General features: G+C 70.2%; 19 protein-coding genes. 7 read left to right on the plus strand and 12 right to left on the minus strand.

All coding sequences use genetic code 11. From position 1 onward, the window contains the following. The first annotated feature begins 41 nt into the window (after window positions 1-41). A complete protein-coding gene (locus AC1Z4A_RS22725; RefSeq protein ID WP_483676202.1) occupies window positions 42-875 on the plus strand; it encodes a transposase family protein in 834 nt (277 codons plus the stop codon). 107 nt (window positions 876-982) lie between these two features. Here AC1Z4A_RS22725 and AC1Z4A_RS22730 read toward each other — a convergent pair whose 3' ends face one another. Further along, entirely contained in the window at window positions 983-2,014 is a 1,032-nt protein-coding gene (locus AC1Z4A_RS22730; RefSeq protein WP_483681592.1) for an NAD-dependent epimerase/dehydratase family protein, read from the minus strand. A gap of 288 nt (window positions 2,015-2,302) precedes the next feature. Next, the gene (locus AC1Z4A_RS22735) at window positions 2,303-3,031 is read right to left on the minus strand and encodes a hypothetical protein (protein WP_483681594.1); all 729 of its coding nucleotides are present in this window, start codon (window positions 3,029-3,031) and stop codon (window positions 2,303-2,305) included. 457 nt (window positions 3,032-3,488) lie between these two features. Between AC1Z4A_RS22735 and AC1Z4A_RS22740 the strand changes: the two genes are divergently transcribed. After that, a complete protein-coding gene (locus AC1Z4A_RS22740) occupies window positions 3,489-4,721 on the plus strand; it encodes an MFS transporter (RefSeq protein ID WP_483681596.1) in 1,233 nt (410 codons plus the stop codon). Between the two features lie 159 nt (window positions 4,722-4,880). Here the strand turns inward: AC1Z4A_RS22740 and pyk are convergent, their stop codons facing one another. The 3 genes from pyk to pta all read right to left on the minus strand — a co-directional run bounded on the left by pyk (window position 4,881) and on the right by pta (window position 9,812). Continuing rightward, window positions 4,881-6,308: a pyruvate kinase gene (pyk, locus tag AC1Z4A_RS22745; protein WP_483681598.1), complete on the minus strand. Its 1,428-nt coding sequence runs from the start codon at window positions 6,306-6,308 to the stop codon at window positions 4,881-4,883. 83 nt (window positions 6,309-6,391) lie between these two features. Continuing rightward, on the minus strand, window positions 6,392-7,606 hold the full coding sequence (locus tag AC1Z4A_RS22750) for an acetate kinase (RefSeq protein WP_483681600.1): 1,215 nt from the start codon (window positions 7,604-7,606) through the stop codon (window positions 6,392-6,394). A gap of 109 nt (window positions 7,607-7,715) precedes the next feature. Continuing rightward, the gene (pta, locus tag AC1Z4A_RS22755; protein ID WP_483681602.1) at window positions 7,716-9,812 is read right to left on the minus strand and encodes a phosphate acetyltransferase; all 2,097 of its coding nucleotides are present in this window, start codon (window positions 9,810-9,812) and stop codon (window positions 7,716-7,718) included. A 234-nt stretch (window positions 9,813-10,046) separates the two neighbouring features. Between pta and AC1Z4A_RS22760 the strand changes: the two genes are divergently transcribed. Then, complete coding sequence (locus AC1Z4A_RS22760) at window positions 10,047-11,072, plus strand: ATP-dependent 6-phosphofructokinase (RefSeq protein ID WP_483681604.1); 1,026 nt, start codon at window positions 10,047-10,049, stop codon at window positions 11,070-11,072. 114 nt (window positions 11,073-11,186) lie between these two features. Here the strand turns inward: AC1Z4A_RS22760 and AC1Z4A_RS22765 are convergent, their stop codons facing one another. The 6 genes from AC1Z4A_RS22765 to AC1Z4A_RS22790 form a co-directional block, all read right to left on the minus strand. Beyond that, the gene (locus AC1Z4A_RS22765) at window positions 11,187-12,062 is read right to left on the minus strand and encodes an NAD(P)-dependent oxidoreductase (RefSeq protein ID WP_483681606.1); all 876 of its coding nucleotides are present in this window, start codon (window positions 12,060-12,062) and stop codon (window positions 11,187-11,189) included. Window positions 12,063-12,218: 156 nt separating this feature from the next. Continuing rightward, window positions 12,219-14,753, minus strand: coding sequence for an ABC transporter permease (locus tag AC1Z4A_RS22770; protein ID WP_483681608.1), 2,535 nt, complete (start codon window positions 14,751-14,753; stop codon window positions 12,219-12,221). Between the two features lie 34 nt (window positions 14,754-14,787). Further along, complete coding sequence (locus AC1Z4A_RS22775) at window positions 14,788-15,570, minus strand: ABC transporter ATP-binding protein (RefSeq protein ID WP_483681610.1); 783 nt, start codon at window positions 15,568-15,570, stop codon at window positions 14,788-14,790. A 189-nt stretch (window positions 15,571-15,759) separates the two neighbouring features. Further along, on the minus strand, window positions 15,760-16,596 hold the full coding sequence (locus AC1Z4A_RS22780) for a carbohydrate ABC transporter permease (RefSeq protein WP_483681612.1): 837 nt from the start codon (window positions 16,594-16,596) through the stop codon (window positions 15,760-15,762). A 188-nt stretch (window positions 16,597-16,784) separates the two neighbouring features. Beyond that, window positions 16,785-17,207, minus strand: a complete 423-nt coding sequence (locus AC1Z4A_RS22785) for a CBS domain-containing protein (RefSeq protein ID WP_483681614.1) — start codon at window positions 17,205-17,207, stop codon at window positions 16,785-16,787. Between the two features lie 61 nt (window positions 17,208-17,268). Continuing rightward, complete coding sequence (locus AC1Z4A_RS22790; RefSeq protein WP_483681616.1) at window positions 17,269-17,688, minus strand: CBS domain-containing protein; 420 nt, start codon at window positions 17,686-17,688, stop codon at window positions 17,269-17,271. Window positions 17,689-17,931: 243 nt separating this feature from the next. Between AC1Z4A_RS22790 and AC1Z4A_RS22795 the strand changes: the two genes are divergently transcribed. After that, window positions 17,932-18,720, plus strand: coding sequence for a VOC family protein (locus AC1Z4A_RS22795; RefSeq protein ID WP_483681618.1), 789 nt, complete (start codon window positions 17,932-17,934; stop codon window positions 18,718-18,720). 18 nt (window positions 18,721-18,738) lie between these two features. After that, on the plus strand, window positions 18,739-19,179 hold the full coding sequence (locus AC1Z4A_RS22800; RefSeq protein WP_483681620.1) for an SRPBCC family protein: 441 nt from the start codon (window positions 18,739-18,741) through the stop codon (window positions 19,177-19,179). A 48-nt stretch (window positions 19,180-19,227) separates the two neighbouring features. Here the strand turns inward: AC1Z4A_RS22800 and AC1Z4A_RS22805 are convergent, their stop codons facing one another. After that, window positions 19,228-20,784, minus strand: a complete 1,557-nt coding sequence (locus tag AC1Z4A_RS22805; protein ID WP_483681622.1) for a serine/threonine-protein kinase — start codon at window positions 20,782-20,784, stop codon at window positions 19,228-19,230. Window positions 20,785-20,980: 196 nt separating this feature from the next. Here AC1Z4A_RS22805 and AC1Z4A_RS22810 point away from each other — a divergent pair, with 196 nt between their 5' ends. Both AC1Z4A_RS22810 and AC1Z4A_RS22815 read left to right on the plus strand, forming a co-directional pair. Next, window positions 20,981-21,496, plus strand: a complete 516-nt coding sequence (locus AC1Z4A_RS22810; protein ID WP_483681624.1) for an SH3 domain-containing protein — start codon at window positions 20,981-20,983, stop codon at window positions 21,494-21,496. Next, entirely contained in the window at window positions 21,493-22,767 is a 1,275-nt protein-coding gene (locus AC1Z4A_RS22815) for a coiled-coil domain-containing protein (RefSeq protein WP_483681626.1), read from the plus strand. Before AC1Z4A_RS22810 ends, AC1Z4A_RS22815 begins: the two co-directional genes overlap by 4 nt. Window positions 22,768-22,779: the final 12 nt, after the last annotated feature.

Raw genomic sequence — 22,779 nt, forward strand, 5'->3', positions numbered from 1 at the left:
TGGGCCGTAACCAGGCGGCCCCCGGCCCGGGTTGGTCAGGTATGCCTACCAAGACGTCCCCGGCCGGGGACCACACCGAGCTTGTCTACCAGTGCAGGCTGCCGCTGTCCACGCAGACCCTGCGCTACCTGACGTCGCTGCTGGCCGCCCGTCTGAAGAAGATCCGCTCCCGCTGGCGCAAGCTGCCGGCCGGGCGGATCGCGGTGATCGTGCTGGCCGCGCTGCGGCATGACCAGCGCCTGGCCGACCTCGCCGGCGGCAACGGCATCTCGCGCACGACGGTGGACCGGTGGCTGAAGGAGATGACCCAACTGCTGGCCGCGAAGGCGCCGCGGCTTCAGCGGGTGCTGGCGAAAATCGCCCGCGAGGGTGGCAGCGTCGTCCTGCTCGACGGATCGCTGATACCCACCGAGCGCCGCACCGGCCTGCCCACAAGGCGCCGCTGGTCGGCCAAGCACAAACGGCACGGGCTGCTGGTCATCGCCCTGACCGACGTGCGCGGGCGGCTGTTGTGGACCTCCACCGCCCGCCCGGCCCGCGGCTCGGAGATCACCGCCTGCCGGCACGACGGCCTGGTCGGCCGGCTCCGCGAGGCGGGCCTGGCCGCGATCGCCGACCTCGGCTTCGTCGGCCTCGACGACGAGGCCGGTGACCCGGCGGTCATCACCGGCTACAAGAAGCCGAAGGGCAAGAAGCTCCCGCCCGCGAAGAAGCTGGTAAACCAGCTGATCGCGGCGGAACGAGCAGTATGCGAGCACGCGTTCGCGCATTTGAAGAACTGGCGCGTGCTGACCAGGCTCCGCCTCGACGTGAAGTGGGCCACCCGACTCGTCCGGGCCCTGATGATCCTCACCCAGCACGAAATCGCCCGCTGACCGACGATCTTCACGCCAGACAGGCCCCGACGACCAGCGCGAGCACGACAACACTCACTCACGCCACCCCCGCGACCTGCACGTTCAGGATGAACACAACTCATTGGTTAGCGCCGACCTGCTTGTGATGCGCTCCACTCGATCAGGATCGCATGTTCCTTGTCGGCGTCCAGCCCGTGCAGGGATGCCCGCTCGTGGGCAACGGCTGCATTGCCGTCGGTCATCCATGCCCAGGTATCCGTGACGGTCTCTTCGAGCGGACGGCATACCAGCCCGGCATCGTGTGCTCGTTTGCCGGACACTCGCCATGTGCCGGGGTACGTACGCCACAGTGGGATCTCGGTCCACTGCCTGGCTCCCCGGCCCAGCAGGAAATCCCCGTCGACCCATTCGAGTTCGACGCTCTTGGTGCCGGCGGCATGAACGCATGCGTTCAGGAAGTCGCCCATCGTCGAATGCCGGTCGGGCGCGGTGACGTTGAAGACCTCACCGGCACGGGCGTTCTCGATACGACGGCAAGCGAACGTCGCCACATCCCGGACGTCAACCGGCTGGATCGGCCGATCCGGCCGTCCGGGGGCGAGGACGCGCCCGCCTCGCTCGATCCGACGCAACCACCATGGCAGACGGCCGACGTATTCGTGCGGACCGAGGATCACTCCTGGACGCAGAATCGTCAGCTTGCCGTTGAGGTTGGCGCGCGCTGCTCGCTCGCACTCGGCCTTGTCGACCCCATAGGGCACGTTCACGTCCGATGGCATGCCCGAAGCCGGTCCGGACTCGGTCAGGGTGGGCTCATCCTCGGTGAGCGGCTGCAGCGGCCAGCCGGCGTACACGGAAACCGTGGAGACGTACACGTAGCGGGCCGTCATGGCAGCCAGGGAGCGAGTTGAGGCATCGACGGCTGCGGCCGTCATCCCCGAGGTGTCGATCACGGCGTCCCACGGGCCGGCCTTTGCCAGCCGTCGAAGGTCGGCCTCATCGGTCCGATCGCCACGCAGGGAAGTCACCCCGTTGGGGTCGGTTCCTGTCCTGCCGCGGTTGAAGACCGACACTTGCCAGCCTCGCCGCAACGCCTGCTCCGCCACCGCGCGCCCGAGGAAGTGCGAGCCGCCCATCACCAGTACTGACTTCGTCATGGCAATGATCCTGCCGGGAAATGCAGCGGTTCACACCACAGTACGAGATGCCTGTGGCCGCCATCCCGGGGCCTGGAGGCGGCGGACATAGCCAAAGATGCAGGCGGTTCGGAACCTAGCGGTTCGCTCCACCAGAAGCCATGCCCTGGCCTCTCGTGCGACTGGCGGCAAAATGTTCCCGTCCGCGCACGTGCTGCCGTGGCGCGATGTGGCGCTCATGGACCACTGCAGTGGGCACGATCTCGGCTCGAGACCGGTTGGGGTGGCTGTGGCGCTGGTGCGGGCTGCTTATTCACCACGGATTGCCCCGATGCCTTTGAGTATTTGTCCGACACCGGTTGCCGAAGAGCCGATCGCTACCCAAGGGGCGGCAGGTACTGCTACGGGTATCAGCCCAGCGCCCAACCCGATGTCTGCTAGGGAAATAGCCGTTCCAGTAACGATCTCGCCAAGTCCCGTCCACCACTTGCGCTTTCGTCTGGACGCCTCGAGCTGACTCGCTGCCGTTTCCAGTTGATCGACCAAATCGTGGAGGAGACGGCCCACGGGTAGATTACTGCGATGATGTTGATGCTGCTCGGCAAACAATTTTGTCGTGTAGACCAAAGCGGGCAAGTGGGCGGCAGCCTGCGGGAACCCCAGGGCGATGAGAACCTCCGCTTCGCCCGAGGAAAGGTGATCGCTGCGCAGTTTGCAGGCGATGTCGAAGAAGTATTCGTCCATGATCTCCATGAGGCCGGAATCTTCGGCCAGCCGGTTGTGCTCGCGCAGTCCATACTGGGCGTCATTGAGGGCCTTCTCCAGCGCATCTTGCGTGAGAACTTCGCGAATGTCCTCGCGGTAGGAAATGGCTTGAACGGCTCTCAGCGTGTGATCTGCGGTTCGAAGTCTTTCCAGCGGCCAGTCGATCCCTTCGCCCATGTGGCGCAGGTAGCGTTCACGGATTTGATGCAGGCGCGGCTCCAGATATCTGTCTGCCAGATAATGCAGAAATACCTCGAACTCTTCGTTTGGCATCTGACTGCCTCGTCCAGTGACGTGGATTCCGGATGCGGGGTATGCCCCGAGGGCTGGCTGAGAATGGACGCGTCTCTTCCACCATGGGGCTCTATCGAGGTCCCCGCACCTGGAGGTCCCGTTGTGGCGGACTGAGAGTCGGGCAACAGGTTGGTGTACTGGCATCGTCATCACTTGCTCCCATGCGCCAGCCGCCTTGGTGGTCGTCCGCTATGTGTGGTGAGTGCAGCGGGCGATCGTGTCCACGCGGTCGTGCACAGTCGACCGGACCAGCCCGCGTTCTGCTGCAGATTTACTACGTGAATCCGTCAGAACGACACGCCCGAACTGCCTCTGCATTTGAGCCCGTACCCACCTCCGCAGAGCACCGTGTCCGGGGCACTGGCCGAAACGATGAACGCGGAGGCCGGATCGAAGCCCCGCTTCTCGGTTCTGGCAGGTGCCCTACGCTGCAGGGATGGGGACGCGTGTCCGTCGGCTGCTGCCGCTCTACCTGGTCGTGTTCATCAGTTTCCTCGGCTACAGCCTGATGATCGCGGTGTTCACACCGATGATCTTGCGCAACGACAACGGGATGTTGCCGGCGTCCTCGAGCACCGCCCAACGAAGCATCGTTCTGGGAGTGCTGCTGGCGTTGTATCCGTTCGGCCAGTTCCTCGGCTCGCCGGTCCTCGGCGCGCTGTCCGACCGCTACGGGCGCCGCCCGGTCCTGCTCTGCTCGCTCACCGCCACCACGGTGCTGTACGCCGTGATCGGCACGGCACTCGCGATCCAGAGCCTTGCCCTGCTGATGGCTGCCTCATTCCTCGCCGGCTTGTCCGAGGCCAACGCCGTGATCGCTCAGGGGGCGATCGCCGACACCGCCCCGCGCGAGGACCGCCAGCGGCTGTTCGGCTACATCTACCTGAGCGCGAGCCTCGCCTACGTCTTCGGCCCGCTCGGCGGTGGCAAACTGGCGGATCACTCTCTTGCCAGTTGGTTCACCTACGAAACGCCGTACTGGGCAGTCGCGATCCTGCTGCTCGTTCTGCTGCTCGGGATCCTGTCGGGGTTCCGGGAGACGCACCGCCCGACCGGCGGGCAATCGCGCTACCTGGAGGCGTTCACGAACCTGGCGCAGATCATCACCGATCGACGGCTGCGCCCGCTGTACCTGGTGAACTTTGTCCTGTACGTAGCGATCTTCGGGTTCTTCCGTGTCTACCCGATGTACCTGGTCGACCAGTTCCACCTGCGCGTCGGCCGAGTATCGGAGTTCATCGCATGGGTCGCCGTGCCGATCGTGTTCGCCAACGCGTGGCTTGTGGGCGCGCTCTCCAGACGGCTGGCGCCGCGGACGCTCGCGATCGTCAGCGCGCTGGCCACCGGGGTGTTCATGGCGGTGATCGTGCTGACGAACTCGCAGACCTCGCTGTGGTTCACGCTGGGATCGACGGCGCTGGCGCTCGCGGTGTGTCTTCCCTCAAGCGCGACGATGCTGTCGCTCGCTGCCGACGACAGCGTGCAGGGCCAGGTGATGGGAAACAACCAGGCGATGCAGGTCGGGGCGGAGTCGCTGTCCGGGCTCCTCGGCGGCGGCCTCGCCGCCGCCTCGTTCAAGCTGCCGCTGCTGGTGTTCGCCGGCGCGGCGGTCTTCGGCGGCCTCACGCTGATGAGGCTGCATCGTGGGCGGCTGAGGACGATCCGGTAGCTCTTCGGAAGGGCGCCGGCTGTCACACTGTGTCGGGCAGGCCGGTTCGGTCGCCCCGCAATCCCCTTGCATACACCTACGGCCGTGGCCGCCACTCCCCGAATCCGGGAGCGGCGGCCACGGCCGTACGTATGCCTGCGCCTGTGCGCTGCGCGGAACCTAGCGGTTGTTCTCGCCCAGGTGGTGCACCCGCACCATGTTGGTGGTGCCCGGGACGCCGGGCGGGGAGCCCGCGGTGATGATCATGGTGTCGCCCGCGGTGTAGCGCTTGAGCTTCAGCAGCTCCGCGTCCACCAGGTCGACCATCGCGTCGGTGTTGTCCACGTGCGGCACGACGAAGGTCTCGACGCCCCAGCTCAGCGTGAGCTGGTTGCGGGTCGAGGCGTCCGTCGTGAAGGCCAGGATCGGCTGCTCCGTGCGGTAGCGGGACAGGCGGCGGGCCGTGTCGCCGGACTTGGTGAAGGCGACCAGGGCCTTGCCGCCCAGGAAGTCCGCGATCTCGCAGGCCGCGCGGGCGACCGAGCCGCCCTGGGTGCGCGGCTTCTTGCCGGGGACGAGGGGCTGGAGGCCCTTCGAGAGCAGCTCCTGCTCGGCCGCCTCGACGATGCGGGACATCGTCTTGACGGTCTCGATCGGGTAGGCGCCGACCGACGACTCCGCGGAGAGCATGACCGCGTCCGCGCCGTCCAGGATGGCGTTGGCGACGTCGGACGCCTCCGCACGCGTGGGACGGGAGTTGGTGATCATCGACTCCATCATCTGGGTGGCGACGATGACCGGCTTGGCGTTGCGGCGGCACATCTCGATGAGGCGCTTCTGCACCATCGGCACGCGCTCCAGCGGGTACTCCACCGCCAGGTCGCCGCGGGCCACCATCACGCCGTCGAAGGCCATGACGACCTCATGCATGTTCTCGACGGCCTGCGGCTTCTCGACCTTGGCGAGGACCGGCACGCGGCGGCCGACCTCGTCCATGACGCGGTGGACGTCCTGGACGTCCTTGGCGTCGCGGACGAAGGACAGGGCGACCATGTCGCAGCCCATGGCGAGCGCGAACTTCAGGTCCTCGATGTCCTTCTCGGACAGGGCCGGGACGTTCACCGCCGCGCCGGGCAGGTTGATGCCCTTGTGATCGGAGATGACACCGCCCTCGATGACGATGGTCTTGACCCGGGGGCCGTCGACCTCGGTCACGCGCAGCTCGACGTTGCCGTCGTTGATCAGGACCTGGTCGCCCTTGACGACGTCGCCGGGCAGGCCCTTGTAGGTCGTGCCGCAGATGGTCTTGTCGCCGGGGACGTCCTCGGCGGTGATGGTGAACTCGTCGCCGCGCACCAGCTCGACGGGGCCGTCCGCGAAGGTCTCCAGGCGGATCTTCGGGCCCTGGAGGTCGGCCAGGACGCCGACGGCGCGGCCGGTCTCCTCCGAGGCCTTGCGGAGGCGGACGTACCGCTCCTCGTGCTCCGCGTGGGACCCGTGGCTCATGTTGAAGCGGGCCACGTTCATACCGGCCTCGATCAGCGTCTTCAGCTGGTCGTAGGAGTCGACGGCGGGGCCCAGGGTGCAGACGATTTTGGAACGGCGCATGGGGCAGATCCTATCGGTTTGTTTCGGAGCGGAATATTCGAGCTGTGGGAACAACCAAGTAACAGTCGGTGATCATGGGGCCATCACCGGCCGACCAGCGCGTACGTCTGGGTGGCGATCTCCAGTTCCTCGTCGGTCGGGACCACTGCCACCGCGACCCGCGCGTACTCGGGGGAGATCAGCCGCGGCTCGCCCGAACGGATCTCGTTCAGGCCGGCGTCCACGGCCAGGCCCAGCTCCTCCAGGCCGGCGACGGCGGCCTCCCGCACCGGGGCCGCGTTCTCGCCCACGCCCGCGGTGAAGGCGATCGCGTCGACCTTGCCCAGGACCGCGTAGTAGGCGCCGATGTACTTCTTCAGCCGGTGCACGTAGACGTCGAAGGCCAGGGCCGCCCGCTCGTCGCCCTCGTCGATGCGCCGGCGGATCTCGCGCATGTCGTTGTCGCCGCACAGTCCGATCAGACCGCTCTTCTTGTTCAGGAGCGAGTCGATCTCGTCGACGGACATCCCGCCGTTGCGGGCCAGGTGGAAGATCACCGCCGGGTCGAGGTCACCCGAGCGGGTGCCCATGACCAGGCCCTCCAGCGGGGTCAGGCCCATGGAGGTGTCCACGCAGCGGCCGCCCCGCACCGCGGAGGCCGAGGCGCCGTTGCCCAGGTGCAGCACGATCACGTTGACCTCGGCGGGGTCCTTGCCCAGCAGCTTCGCGGTCTCGCGGGAGACGTAGGCGTGCGAGGTGCCGTGGAAGCCGTAGCGGCGGATCATGTGCTCGTCGGCCGTCGCGGTGTCGATGGCGTAGCGCGCGGCGGACTCCGGCATCGTCGTGTGGAAGGCGGTGTCGAAGACCGCGACCTGCGGCAGGTCGGGGCGGAGCGCCTGCGCGGTGCGGATGCCGGTGATGTTGGCCGGGTTGTGCAGCGGGGCGACCGGGATCAGCCGCTCGATGTGGGCGACGACCTCGTCCGTGATCAGGGTCGGCTCGGTGAACTCGCTGCCGCCGTGCACCACGCGGTGCCCGATCGCGGCCAGCTCCGGCGAGTCCAGGCCCAGCCCGTCGGCGGTCAGCTCCTCGGCGACGGCGTTCAGGGCGGCCGCGTGGTCGGCGATCGGCGCCACGCGCTCGCGCTTCTCGCCGCCCGTCGCCAGCGGGGTGTGCGCCAGCCGCGAGGTCTCCTCGCCGATGCGCTCGACCAGGCCCGCGGCCAGCCGGGCGCCGTCGGCCATGTCGAGCAGCTGGTACTTGACCGAGGAGGAGCCGGAGTTGAGGACGAGGACTCGGGTGGCGGCGTTGGAAGTCATCTGGGCTTTCCGTGTGGGGGGCGTCTTCGGGAATTTCGGGGGGTGCGGATTCGGGGCCGGGGGCTTACGAGTACGGGGCCGGGGCACGCGCCCCGGCCCCGGAGCCGGATCAGGGTTCGGTGCGCTCGCCGCGCTGCTCGCCCTGGGCCTGGATGGCGGTGATCGCCACGGTGTTGACGATGTCCTGGACCAGCGCACCGCGCGACAGGTCGTTGACGGGCTTGCGCAGACCCTGCAGGACCGGGCCGACCGCGACCGCACCGGCCGAGCGCTGCACGGCCTTGTAGGTGTTGTTGCCGGTGTTCAGGTCGGGGAAGACCAGCACCGTGGCCTTGCCCGCGACCTCGGAGCCGGGGAGCTTGGTCTTCGCCACGGCCGCGTCGACGGCGGCGTCGTACTGGATCGGGCCCTCGACCAGCAGGTCGGGACGGCGCTCGCGGACGAGCTCGGTGGCCCGGCGGACCTTGTCGACGTCCGCGCCGGAGCCGGAGGTGCCGGTGGAGTACGACAGCATCGCGATCCGCGGCTCCACGCCGAACTGGGTGGCCGTCGCGGCGGACTGGATGGCGATGTCCGCGAGCTGCTCGGCGTTGGGGTCGGGGTTGACCGCGCAGTCGCCGTAGACCAGGACCCGGTCGGCCAGGCACATGAAGAAGACCGAGGAGACGATCTGCGCGCCCGGCGCGGTCTTGATGATCTCGAAGGCGGGGCGGATGGTGGCGGCGGTGGAGTGCACCGCGCCGGAGACCATGCCGTCGGCCAGGCCCTCCTGGACCATCAGGGTGCCGAAGTAGGAGACGTCGGCGACCACGTCGTGGGCCAGCTCCACGGTCATGCCCTTGTGCGCGCGGGCCTTGGCGTAGATCTCCGCGAAGCGGTCCCGCAGCGCGGAGGTCTGCGGGTCGATGAGCTGCGCGTCGGCCAGGTCGATGCCCAGCTCGGCGGCGCGCTTGCGGATGGCCTCCTCCTCGCCCAGCAGGATGAGGTCGCAGACGTCGCGGCGCAGCAGCACGTCGGCCGCGCGCAGCACGCGCTCCTCGGTGCCCTCGGGCAGCACCACCCGGCGGCGGGCGGAGCGGGAGCGCTCGATCAGCTCGTGCTCGAACATCATCGGCGTGACGCGCTCGGAGCGGGCCACCGAGATGCGGTCCGTCAGCTCGGCGGTGTCCACGTGGCGCTCGAAGAGGCCCAGCGCGGTCTCCGCCTTGCGCGGCGAGGACGCCTCCAGCTTGCCCTCGACCGCGAACAGCTCGGCCGCGGTCGGGAAGGAGCCGCCCGGCACCGAGACGACCGGCGTGCCCGGGGCCAGCCGGCCCGCGAGGGCCAGGATGTCCGGGCCCGGGCGCTCGTCCAGGGTCAGCAGCACACCGGCTATCGGCGGGGCGCCCGCGCTGTGCGCGGCCAGCGCGCCGACGATCAGGTCCACCCGGTCGCCCGGGGTGACCACCAGGCAGCCCTCGGTCAGGGCGGGCAGGAAGGCGGGCAGCATGGCGCCGCCGAAGACGAAGTCCTTCGCGTCGCGCGAGAGCCCGGAGTCGTCGCCCAGCAGCACCTCGGCGTTCAGCTTCTGCACGATCTGGCGCACGGTCGGCGCCGACAGCGAGGGGTCCTCGGGCAGCGCGTAGCAGGGCACCGGCAGGCCCGCCGAGAGCCGCTCGGCGACGGCCTCGCGGTCGGCCGCGGCCACGCGGTTGACGACGAGGGCGACGACGTCGCAGCCCAGCGACTGGTAGGCGCGGTAGGCGTTGCGGGCCTCGGCGCGCACGGACTCGGCCGACTGCTCCTGGCCGCCGACCACGGTGATCACGGAGGCGGCGAACTCGTTCGCCAGCCGCGCGTTCAGGGCCAGCTCGTCGGGGAGCGTGGAGCCGGCGAAGTCGGTGCCGAGGACGATCACGTACTCGTAGTCCCGGGCGACCGCGTGGAAGCGCTCGACGAGCTGGGAGACCAGCTCGTCCGTGCCGCGCTCGGCCTGGAGGGCGGCCGCCTCGCCGTAGGTCATGCCGACGACGCTCTCGGCGGGCTGCGTCAGCCGGTAGCGGGAACGCAGCAGGTCGACCAGCCGGTCGGGGCCGTCGCCGTGGAAGAGGGGACGGAAGACGCCCACCTTCTCCACATGACGGGTGAGGAGCTCCATGACTCCCAGCTCGATGACCTGGCGCCCGTCGCCCCGGTCGGTCCCGGTCACGTACACGCTGCGCGTCACGCGTGCTCTCCTTGATCCTTCGCCGTGCTGCCGGAAGTGCCCCGGCAGTGGCTCCGCCGCAGTTCTCCCGATGAAAATAGACCCGATAGGGTGGGTCTGACCTCTTGACAATACCTGCGCCCGTGGATAAGGCGCGCGTCAGGAGGGTGGCAAGGGAATGCGGCACTACCCGCCGGCCCGTGAAACAATCGGCCTGGCTCACAAGTACCAGTAGCGAGCAGGAGACACAGCACGATGCGCATCGGAGTCCTCACCGCGGGCGGCGACTGCCCTGGCCTGAACGCTGTCATCCGCTCGGTGGTGCACCGGGCGCTCGTCGGCCACGGCGACGAGGTCATCGGCTTCGAGGACGGCTTCAAGGGCCTGCTCGACGGCCGCTTCCGCAAGCTCGACCTCGACGCGGTCAGCGGCATCCTGGCGCGCGGCGGCACCATCCTCGGCTCCGCCCGCCTCGAGCGCGCCCGGCTGCGCGAGGCCTGCGAGAGCGCCAAGGACTTCTCCCGCGAGTACGGCATCGACGTCCTCATCCCCATCGGCGGCGAGGGCACGCTGACCGCCGCCCGCATGCTGTCGGACGCGGGCATGCCCGTCGTCGGCGTACCCAAGACGATCGACAACGACATCTCCTCCACCGACCGGACCTTCGGCTTCGACACGGCCGTCGGCGTCGCCACCGAGGCCATCGACCGGCTGAAGACCACCGCCGAGTCGCACCAGCGCGTCATGGTCGTCGAGGTCATGGGCCGCCACGCCGGCTGGATCGCCCTGGAGTCCGGCATGGCCGGCGGTGCCCACGGCATCTGCCTGCCCGAGCGCCCCTTCGACCCCGCAGACCTGGTGAAGATGGTCGAGGAACGCTTCGCCCGGGGCAAGAAGTTCGCCGTCATCTGCGTCGCCGAGGGCGCGCACCCCGCCGAGGGGTCGATGGACTACCAGAAGGGCGCCATAGACCAGTTCGGTCACGAGCGCTTCCAGGGCATCGGCACCGCCCTCGCCCACGAGCTGGAGAAGCGCCTCGGCAAGGAGGCCCGCTCGATCATTCTCGGCCACGTCCAGCGCGGCGGCACGCCCACCGCGTACGACCGCGTCCTGGCCACCCGCTTCGGCTGGCACGCCGTCGAGGCCGCCCACCGCGGCGACTTCGGCAAGATGACCGCGCTCAAGGGCACGGACATCCACATGGTGCCGCTCGCCCAGGCCGTCACCGAGCTGAAGCGCGTGCCGGAGAACCGCATGGACGAGGCCGAGTCGGTCTTCTGAAGCGTGCAGGCGTAGCGCCGTCGGCGCACCCGGACGCAGAAAGGCGGCGGGCCACCCCCCCGAGGGTGGCCCGCCGCCTTTCTGTGCCGTTCACTGCTTCGGCTCACTTCCGGCTCACTTCTTGAGCAGCTCCACGATGCCCGAGACGTCCTCCGCGCCGTGCCCGTCGGCCACCCGCTGCTCCATGAGCGACTGGAGAGCCCGGAACAAGTCGGGCCGGATGCCCTGGTCCTCGGCGGTCGTGATCAGGTTGCCGAAGGCCGCGGCCTGCATGGCGAGGCTGGAGACGACGCCCTGCGCGTAGTCGCCCGTCCCGATCTGGTGGGCGTAGTGCGGGATGTTGCCCGCCATCGCGCCGATCCACGTGCTCAGCAGCGGCGCGAACTCGGCCGCCGGCACCTGCTCCGTGCCCACCAGGGCCAGGGCGTGGAAGACGCCCGAGAACAGCCCGTACATCCCGCTGAGCAGCGCGATGTCGTACAGCGCGGCCAGCCCCGGGTCGGTGCCGACGAAGCGCGCCGCGCCCAGCCGCTCGAGCGCGGGGCGGTGCGCCCCGAAGGCGTTCTCGTCGCCGCTGTAGAGGACGAACGCCTGGTCCGTGCCGATGCCCGGCGGGACGGCCATGATGCCGCCGTCGACGTAGGCGATGCCATGACCGGCGGCCCAGGCGGCCGTCTCCCGGGCCTGCGCGGGGGTGCCGTTGGTGAGGTTCACCAGGGTGCGGCCGCGCAGCTCCTCGGCGACCGGGTCCAGGACGGCGTGGACCGTTGCGTCGTCCAGCAGGCACACCACCACCAGCTCGCTCGCCGCGACCGCCTCGGCGACACCGGCCGCACGGCCGGCGCCCAGGGCGACGAGGGGCTCGGCCTTCTCAGGGGTGCGGTTCCACACGGTCGTGGGGTGGCCACCCGTCAGAAATGCGGTGGCCAGGGCCTTTCCCATCGCGCCCAGGCCGAGGACGGTGACGGGGGAGGAGGCGGGGCTGTTCATGGTGTACGGACTCCAGAGGTGCGGGTGAACTCGGCTGTGGCGCGCCTCCATCAGGGTTTCCGATGGGGCGCGCCACGCCAAGTACGCACAAATAAGTGGGTGCTTACCCGGAGGTGAGTGCCCTGGGGTACCCCAAGTGCCTGGGGCACCACAGGGCTACTGCGCCCCGATCGACTCCAGCACGTTCAGCTTCGCCGCCCGGCGGGCCGGCCAGACCGCCGCCAGGACGCCCACGGCGAGGGCGATCAGCAGGAAGACCGCGATCCGGCCCCACGGCACGACCATCTCGTACTGCGGGAACGAGGACCGCAGCAGATGGCCGCCCGACCAGGCGAGGAAGATACCGACGCCGATGCCCAGCGCCGCGCCGAACATCGCGATCATCACCGACTCCAGCCGCACCATCTGCTTGACCCCGGTCCGGGCCAGGCCGATCGCGCGCAGCATCCCGATCTCGCGGGTCCGCTCGAAGACGGACATGGCAAGGGTGTTGACGACGCCGACGACCGCGATGACGACGGCCATGCCCAGCAGCCCGTACATCAGGTAGAGGACGTCGTCGATGTTGCCGGCCTCGGCGCGGCGCAGGTCGTCCTGGCTCTGGACCTTGATGAGCGGGTTGCCGCCGAGGGTCTCCTTGATCTTGGCGGGGAGGTCCTTCGCCCGGCCCGGGCCGGCCTTCAGCAGCACCTGCTCGTCGCGCACCTTGTCCAGGTGCGGGTCGACGAGGGCGGGGGCGGTGAGGACGGAGGACAGGACGTCGTTGTCCTTGTAGACGGCGACGACGCGCGGTGCGGCCTTCTTGCCGTCGTAGAACGACATCGGCACCGTGGAGCCGACCTTCAGCCGGTGCTCCGCCGCGAACTTGTCGGACACGGCGACGGCGGACGTGCCGCGCACGTCGGCGAGCGAGCCGCCGACCGTGCGCACGTCGACCACCTTGCCGAGGGCCGCCGGGTCGGCCGCCGTGGCCAGCGCCGGGCGCTCGTCCGACTGGAAGCCGGCGGTGCGCAGCGCCACGGCCTCCTCGACGCCGGGCTGCCCGGCGAGGGTCTTCGCGATCTCGGGGGAGAGGCCGAGGTAGCTCGTGGAGCTGACCTTGTAGTCGGCCGTCAGGTCCTGCTTGCCCAGCTTGGCCATGCCCCGGTCCGCCGACACGGCGGCCACGGTCAGCCCGGTGATCAGCGTGAGGCCGATCATCAGCGCGGAGGCGGTGGCGGCGGTGCGGCGCGGGTTGCGCAGCGCGTTCTCCTGGGCCAGCTTGCCGCTGACGCCGGAGAGCCGGACCGCGAGGCGGCCGAAGAGGCGCACGAACGGGCGGGAGAGCAGCGGGGCCAGGACGATCACGCCCGCGAGGGTGAGCGCCGAGCCCGCCATCGCGTACTGCAGGCCGCTGCTGTCCTTGAACGTCGTGACGTACAGCATGACCGCCACGCCCAGGCCGGTGAGCGCCGCGCCGAGGGAGTTGCGCAGGAGCAGGCCGCGGGGGGCCGGCGGCTGGTCGGCGGAGGCCAGCGCCTCGACAGGGGCGATCTTTGCGGCCTTCCGGGAGGGCAGCCATGCGGCGAGCACGGTCACCACGACGCCGACGCCGAGGGCGGACAGGACGGCCGGGGGCGCGACGACCAGCGGGCCGTCCGGCAGGCTCGCGCCGGTCGCGTTGAGCACCGGGTGCAGCCCGGTGGCGATGCCGATGCCGAGGACGAGGCCCAGGGCGGAGGCGACCAGGCCCAGCAGACCCGCCTCGATCAGCACCGAGCGCACGACCTGGCGGCGGGAGGCGCCCACGGCGCGCAGCAGCGCGATCTCCCGGCTGCGCTGGGCGATCAGCATGGTGAAGGTGTTGGCGATGATGAAGACGCCGACGAAGAGGGCGATGCCCGCGAAGACGAGCAGGGTCTTGCGGATCGAGCCGGTCTGCTCGTCGATCATCTTCGACTGGGTGGCCGCGAGCTGCTTGCCGCTCTGCACCTCGAAGGACTTCGGCAGCATCTCGCGGACCTTGGCGGTCAGCGCCGCCTGGTCGGTGGCGGGGGCGGCGGTGACGACGAGTTCGCTGAACTCCCCGGGCTTGCCGAAGAGTTTCTGCGCGGTAGCGGTGTCGAAGAGCGCCAGCCCGGCACCCGCGCTGACCCGGGGGTTGTCGGTCTTCACGACACCGACGAGCTTCTTGGTCATGACCGGCCCGTCGACGGCCATCCGTACGGTGCCGCCGAGGGTGGCGCCGAGCTTCCCGGCGGTCTTCACGTCCAGGGCGATCTCGTCCTCGCCGGCCGGGCCGCGGCCCTTGACGAGCGGGTAGCGGCGGTCCTTGCCGTCCTTGCCGGGAACGTAGTTGACGCCGTCGCTGCCCCACTCGCCGCCGACGGGGTCGCCGTGCCGGTCCGCGATCATCGGGAGGCCGGTGACGGAGGGCCGCACGGAGGCGACGCCCGGCAGGGCGCCGATCCGCTGCACGAGGCGGGAGTCGAGGGCGGCCTGGTCCTTGGCGTCGGTGCTGGGGCCGCCCGCGGTCACGGAGACGGCGACGTCGTCGAGGCTCTTGGCCATCCGGTTGCGGTAGGCGCTGCCGACGGAGTCGCTGAAGATCAGGGTGCCGGAGACGAAGGCGGTGCCGAGGAGGACCGCGAGGGCGGTCATCATCAGCCGGGTCTTGTGCGCAAGGAGGTTGCGCAGGGCGGTACGGAACACGGTGTCTAGTCCTGAAGATCGAATCCGGCGGGGATCAGTTCGTACGGCCCTTGGCGTCGAACGCCTTCATGCGATCGAAGACGGCCTCCGCGGTCGGCTCACGCATCTTGTCGACGATGCGGCCGTCGGCGAGGAAGATCACGCGGTCCGCGTAGGAGGCGGCGACGGGGTCGTGCGTCACCATGACGATCGTCTGCTGCAGCGCCTGGACGGACTCGCGCAGGAAGCCGAGCAGTTCGGCGCCGGAGCGGGAGTCGAGGTTGCCGGTCGGTTCGTCCGCGAAGATGATCTCCGGCTGGGCGGTGAGCGCCCGGGCCACGGCCACGCGCTGCTGCTGGCCGCCGGACAGCTGACCGGGCCGGTGCGCGAGCCGGCCGGACAGGCCGAGCGTCGCCACGACCTGCTGCAGCCACTCGGGGTCCGGCTTGCGGCCCGCGATGTCCATCGGCAGCGTGATGTTCTCCAGCGCCGTGAGGGTGGGCAGCAGGTTGAACGCCTGGAAGACGAAGCCGACCTTGTCCCGGCGCAGCCTCGTCAGCCGGCGGTCGTCGAGCGAACTCAGCTCGACCTCGCCGATCCGGGCGGAGCCGGAGGAGACCGTGTCGAGGCCCGCCATGCAGTGCATCAGCGTGGACTTGCCCGAGCCCGAGGGGCCCATGATCGCGGTGAACTCGGCGCGGCGGAACTCCACGGAGACCGAGTCCAGGGCCGCCACACGGGTCTCGCCGTGCCCGTAGACCTTGCTGAGCCCGGTGGCACGAGCGGCGACGGAGCGGGCGGGCGCGGGGGGAGCCGAGTGGGCAGCCGTGTACGGCACGGGGTCTCCTCTGGAGGGCGGGGGGGCTTGGAGCTGTTGGAATCAGCGGTTCCAATTCTTGGTGCGGCGATGCGGCCGGACGTCAGCCGTCAGGCCGGAATACGGCGTCGGACTCTGGGGCTGTGGTGCCGGTCCGGCGTAGTACTTCAGACGGACGGCGTCGTCCTCAGGGGCCACACGCCCGGCCCGTCATCCCTTCACCGCCCCGCCCAGCGCGAACCCGCCGCCCAGGCGGCGTGCGATGAGGGCGTAGAGGAGCACGACCGGGGTGGAATAGAGGATCGAGAAGGCCGCCAGCTGCCCGTAGGCGACCTGACCGTAGTTGCCGAAGAACGTGAAGATGCTGACGGACGCAGGCAGTTGGTCCGGGGAGAGCAGCAGCATGAACGGGACGAAGAAGTTGCCCCACATCATGATGAAGCTGTAGGTCGTCACGACCGCCAGGCCCGGCCCCATCAGCGGCAGGATGACCCGCACCAGGGTCTGCGTCCTGCTCGCGCCGTCCGTCCAGGCGGCCTCCTCCAGGACGACCGGCACGCCGTCCATGAAGTTCTTCATCAGCCAGATGGCGAACGGCAGCTGGGCCGTGGCGAGGAAGAGCGCGGTGCCGTAGACGGTGTCGATGAGGTTGATCCGCACGAAGAGCCCATACACCGGGACCATCACCGCCGTGATCGGCAGGCACGTCGTGAACAGCACCCCCAGCAGATACGGCCGGGCGAAGCGCGACCGGTAGCGCGACAGCGGATACGCGGCCAGGGCGGCGCAGGCGATGGTCAGGAGGGTGGCCCCGCCGCACAGCAGGAGGCTGTTGAGCATGGGGGTGAAGGTGATCTCGTCGGTCAGCACCGCGGAGAAGTTCTCCAGGGTGGGCCCGGAGGGCGTGCGGACGCTCAGCCCGGCCTCGGAGTCGACGGAGGCCAGCAGCAGCCACACCAGCGGCACGGCGAAGGCCAGCCCCAGCGCGAGCAGGGCGGCGTCGGCGGCCAGCCGGTGACGGGTGCGGCGGGCGAGGAGCGGGCGCATGGCACCTCCCTGCGCGGCGGTGCGCGGACGGCCGGCACGGCCAACAGGGAGGTTAGCGCGCACGGGGGGCGGGCCGACAGGCCGCGGGCCGTGCGGTCACCCGGGGGCGGGGCAGGGTGGGGTGCGGCGCGGGACGGACACGGGCGCGCCCGCCCTCGGCCCGTCCTCGGTCCGCCCTCGGCCCGTCCTCACTGGGCCGGCGAGTAGATCGCGCCCGCGAAGTTCGCCACCAGGTTGTCCGGCAGGTGCCGGACCACGTCCGCCTCACTGATCATGCCGACGAGGCGTTTGTTCTCGATCACCGGCAGCCGCCGGATGCGGTGGCTCTCCATCTCGTGCAGGACGTCGTCGACGTCGGCGTTGGCATCGATCCAGCGCGGCGTGCCCTCGCACAGCTCGCCCGCCGTGGTCTTGGCGGGATCGCGCCCCTGGGCGAGGCACTTCACGACGATGTCCCGGTCCGTGATGATCCCGCAGAGCCTGCTGTTCTCGTCGCTGACCGGCAGGGCGCCCACGTTGAGCATCTGCATCACCTGGGCCGCGCGGGACAGGGTCTCGTCGCGGGTGATCCACTGGGCGCCCGGATGCATGATGTCCTTGGCCTTGGTCATGAGGTGCCTCCCGACCTCTGCCCCTGCCGACCCCGCTCGGTCGTGCGGGGTCGTGCTGGGCTCATGCGCGGGCGTAGACCATGCCCGCGAACTCGGCTATCTGGTCGTCGGAGAGGTGCCGGGCCAGATCCGCTTCGCTGATCATGCCGACGAGCCGCTTGTTCTCGATCACCGGGAGCCGCTTGATGCGGTGGCTCTCCATCTCGTTCAGCACCGCCTCGACGTCGGCGTTGGCGTCGATCCAGCGCGGCGTGCCCTCGCAGAGGTCTGCCGCGGTGCAGTTCGCCGGGTTGAGCCCTGCGGCCACGCACTTCACGACGATGTCGCGGTCCGTGATGATCCCGCACAGCCGCTCGTTGGCGTCGGCGACGGGCAGCGCCCCCACGTTGTGGTCCCGCATCAGCTGGGCCACGCGGTCCAGCTTCTCCTCGCGGGTGATCCAATGGGCGCCCGGGTGCATGATGTCCCTGGCCACGGTCATGATCTGCCTCCTGGGTACGTAGGTGGCCTCTCCTGACAGCACTCCCATCCTCTCCCTCCCGGCGGACTCCGGCGATCGGAGGGCTGCTCCAATCGGGTGAGCCCCGGTCTCGCAGGTCCCGGCTCCCGTGCCCCCGCGCGCCCGGGGCGTACGAACATCCGTGCCGGGCGATTGTCAGTGGGCGGTGCCAGACTGAATCCGACCGGGGCCACCCGGCGGAATCCGTCGAAGGAGCACACCACCATGCTCACCACTGACTTCGTCAACGGCTCTCCCACCTGGCTGGACCTCGGCAGCCCCGACGCGGCGGCGTCCGCCGCCTTCTACGGCTCGGTCTTCGGCTGGGAGCTGGTGTCGGCCGGGCCGGACTCCGGGGGCTATGGATTCTTCAAGAAGGACGGCAGGACGGTCGGCGCGCTCGGCCCGCTCGACGAGGAGGGCGCGAGTTCCGCCTGGACGGTGTACTTCCGCACGTCCGACGCCGACGCCACGGCCAAGGCCGTGGAGCAGGGCGGGGGCACGGTGCGCGTGGAGCCCTTCGACGTGATGGAGGCCGGGCGGATGGCCTGCCTCACGGACCCGGGCGGCGCGGAGTTCAACGTCTGGCAGCCCGCCGCCGTCCAGGGCCTGGAGAAGGTCATGGACCCAGGCTCCCTGTGCTGGGCCGAGCTGCACACCGCCGACCCCACGTCGGCCAAGGCCTTCTACCGGGGCATCTTCGGCTGGCGCTCGGACGACATGAGGGTCCCCGGCATGGTCTACACCGTCCTCTCCACAGCCGACGGCGAGGACCTGCACGAGGCGGCCTTCGGCGGCGTCGTCCCTATCCGCAGTGAGGGCGAGACCCCGCGCTGGATCCCGTACTTCGGCGTCGAGGACGTCGACGCGGTCGTCACCGACACGCAGGGCAGCGGCGGCTCGGTGATCATCCCGGCGGTGGATGTCCCCGATGTGGGCCGCATGGCTCGGCTCGCCGACCCCTTCGGCGCCCCGTTCGCCGTCATCAAGCCCAGCTCGCCCGCGACGGCCTGAGGACCCGAGGGCCACACGGTGTCGTCCGTTCCGCTCCACCTGCTGACCGTCGAGCGCACGATGCGCGCCGCGCCGGGCACGCTGTACCGCGCGTGGACGGAGCGGATCGACGAGTGGTTCGCGGTGCCGGGGTCCGTACGGATGCGGGCGGAGGAGGGGGAGCCGTTCCACTTCATGACGGAGCACGTGCCCGAGGGCGGCCAGGAGCCCGTCCGGCACCCCCACTACGGCCGCTTCCTGCGCCTGGACCCGGGCCGCCTGGTCGAGCTGACCTGGGTCACGGGCCCCGGCGGCACGGACGGCGTGGAAACGGTGGTCACGGTGGAGCTGACCGCACAGCCGATGGGCACGCAACTGCGGCTCACCCACGTGGGGTTCGCGACGGAGGAAGCCTGCCGGCGGCATGCGGAGGCGTGGCCGCTGGTGCTGGATCAGCTGGACGAGAAGGGGTCTCGGTAGCTTTCGCGGAGAAGACGACATGGCGATGCACGCCGAGCGCCCGCGCACTCAGCGCCGCTGCATGTCGGCCGAGACGATCTCGCCGTTGTTCACCGTGAGCGTGCCGGAGAAGTACCGGTGTGATCCGTCGGTCTGTGCCGCGTCGAGCTGGACGCCCACGGTGTTGCCGGACACGGAAGTGACGGTGACGGAGTCCGAGGCGGTGGCCGCGAGACCTTTGACGAACGTCTCGTAGGAACCTCCGAGGTTCTTGCCTCCGAGCTGCCAGGCACGTGCGTAGTCACGGCTGGTGATGGCCGCGTAGTAGTCCCGCACCACCTGCTGGGGAGCGGCGGCGGGCGTGTTGCCGGGCGGCTGGGCCGGCCGGGGAGGCGCCGGTGGCGCGGAGGGCGGGGTACTGGGCGCCGTGGCGGGAACGGACTGCGGAGCGTGGTGCGGGCTGCTGGTCAGTTTCCACACCGTGAGGCCGCCGCCGATGAGTGCCATGAGGAGGGAGGCCGCGGTGATCAGTGCACGCATGCGCGCCTTGCGCCTGGGCCGGCCGCCGCCCGGTGTGCCCGGAGGCCGAGGGGCCTGAGGGCCTGCGCCGGTGCCTCCCGCCGCGGGGACCGGTGGTACGCGGACGGTCGGCGGCGGGCGGGGCCCGCGCGTCCCGCGTTGCGGAGGCGGAGGCGGAGGCGGCGGAGGGGGCGGAGGAGGTGGATGCGGGGGCGGAGCGATCGTTTGCGTCGCCGTGAGGCCGGACGGCCCGGCCACCACGTCGGCGAGCATCTGCCGGGCCTGCTCGGCGTCGGGCCGCTGCTCCGGGTCCTTGCGCAGCAACGCCTCGATCACCGGGGCCAGCGGTCCGGCGTGCCGGGGCGGCGGAAGCGGGCCGGTGGCCGCCGCCCGCAGGGTCTCGGCGTCCGTGGCGCCCCGGAACGGGGGCCGGCCCTCCACGGCGCTGTACAACGTGGCGCCCAGCGACCACAGATCCGACGGGGGGCCGGGCGGGCCCGCGGCCAGCTCGGGCGCCACATACGCGGCCGATCCGGTGGCGCTGACGAGGCGGGCCAGGTCGGCCGGTCCCTCGAACGCGGTGAGGCCGAAGCCGGTGAGCACCACCCTGCCGCCGCGTTCCAGCAGCACGCTCGCCGGTGTGACGTCCCCGTGGAGCACGCCGACCCGATGGGCCTGCTGCAGGGCGCCCAGCAGCGGCTGGGCGAGGCGGGCGGCGTCACGCGGCCGCAGCGTCCCCTCCTCGGCGAGAACGTCGGCCAGGGAACGCCCGTCGACCAGCTCCATCACGATCCACGGCCGGCCGTCCTGTTCCAGCACGTCGAAGACGGTGACGGCGTTGGCGTGCCGGACCCGGGACGCTGCCCGGGCCTTCTGGAGGATGCGCGAGTACAGCGTGGTCAGCTCTTCGGGCGGCAGACCGCTGAAGGCGACCTCCTTGACCGCCACCTCGCGGCCGAGCCCGACATCCGCGGCCCGCCGGACCGTGCCCGTCGCACCGCTGCCGAGCGCCTCGCCCAGCCGGTACCGGCCGGCCAGCAGCCCTTCCGCTCCGCGGCCCGGCCCGGGGCTCTCACCGGTTCCGAGGCCGCCCTGCCCGCTCACCATGCTTCCCTTCGACGAATTCGATGATTCGACGGATTCGATGTACTCGATGGAATACGGAAATACGCGTGCCGGAAGGATCGTGCTCCCTGATTCCATACTGCGCCGCAGGCCGGGGTTCGTCCCGTCCGTACTCTCTTGATCCGCTGGGCCCGCAGTGCAAGGCTGAATTCAGGGGACGCGTCGGAAGGTCCATGCCATGACCAGCGTGAATGGCGAATTCGTTGCCACCCATACGGTCCCCGCCTGGGGCGCGGATCTGTGGAGCCTGCCGGATCCGGAACAACAGCCCGTCGCCCAGCTCCCGGGCGGTACGGAAGTGTGCGTCGTCGAGCGGCGGCCCGACGGCTGGGTGCGCCTTACGGCCCGCGGCGGTCCGCCCGGATGGACCGACGGGCGCCATCTGGAGGCGATCCCGTCCGAGGAGTCCGCGGACGCCGATGCCGTGGAGCTGACGTCGCAGCTGCAGGGCGCGCTGTCGACCTGCTCACAGCTGCTCGGGGACTTGAAGGACGGGCGGATCGACGCCGAGACCTTCCGCAGCCGGGCGTTCCGTGCCGGACTCGTCCTGCGCGACGAAGAAGCGTGGATCTGGGACTTCGCGAGCGGCTGGCACTGCTACGACGGCATCGGCCTTCGCCACGTGCCGCTGTCGGCCGAGAGCCTGCCGGACGCCGGGCAGGAGCGCGATGAGGGGCGTGAGGAGCAGCCGTGAACAACTGGCAGATGTTCGACGACCTCATGGAGATGGAGAAGGCGCAGGAGCGGATAAAGAGCAGTAAGAATTATCTGGAGCTTCTGCAAAGAATCCTGGCGAACAAAGAACGGGAACTCTCGGCAGGCGAATGGGGTTCCCACGGACTGGCCTCCGCGGCGGATGCAAGACGCGAGATCCAAATGCTCCAGGAGAGCGTGGAGGTCGAGCTGCAGACCATCGAGAAGACGCAAGAGGCTTTGGCGCAGGGGCCGCAGGCCTGCCGTGGGCTGCAGGCTCAGCGCACAGCGATTCAGAATCAGTTCGACGCGTACACGGCCGGGCGGCCCCAACCCCCCAAGCGAGGGGTCGTACGGCCGGCCGGCGCCCGTCGCGCGGCGGCCGATGCCGTTACGGGCGACTTCCCTGCCGCACAGGCCGCCGAGGCGCCCGGTGGCGTGGGTGCGGGCCCGGAGGTGCCGCCCGGGGGCGCCGGCGTGGCTCCCGAGGTGCCGCCCGGGAGCGTCGGTGCGGCTCCCGAGGTCCCTCCTGGCGGCGTCGGCGTGCCCCCCGAGGTCCCCCCGGGCGGCGGAGTCGCCCTGCCCCCCGAGCCTCCGCCGGTCGCACCTGTCGCCGCGGGCGAAGAAGTCATCGCAGGCGGTGACGCGGCCGCGGGCGCCGGGGCCGAACTCGTGGGCGCTTCGCGTCTCGGCAGGGTGCTCGTGGGGCTTGTGATCATCGGCGGTCTGGCGATAGGCGGTTACTGGGCCTACACCCACTTCACCTCGCATCCGTCGTCACCCCCCTCCGCCCCCACCGCCCCGCAGCAGCCCGGCGGTCAGCCTCCGCAGCAGCCGGCCGCTCCCGCGCCGGCCTCCTTCGACATCAACGGGGACTACAACGGGACCGCGAACGGAGCAGCGTGTGCGAAGCCCGAGTGCTACGTCACCGTGACGAAGGTGGCCGACCCGTCGGGTCCCGGCCCCGACGAGGCCGGGAAGGTCGCCGTGACGTTCACCACCGTGGACTGGACGCCGGCGTTCACCGGCGTGGCCAGCAAGGTGAACGGGAAGATCGGCCCGATGAACGCCTCGCTTGCCCAGGACGGCACGGTCCAAGGGTCCGGATACACCACCCTCGTCGACACCACCCCCTCCCATCCCGCCACAATCCCCGTGGACTACAAGCTGAACGGGAAGTTCACCGGTGGCACGGGCGGTTCGCCGTCGTACACGCTCACGATGAACGTGGTCGACTTCGATTACAACCTCGTAGGCACTCGCGCACGGTGAGCCTCGGCGGGG

The sequence above is a fragment of the Streptomyces sp. 17_S59 genome (assembly GCF_056930295.1).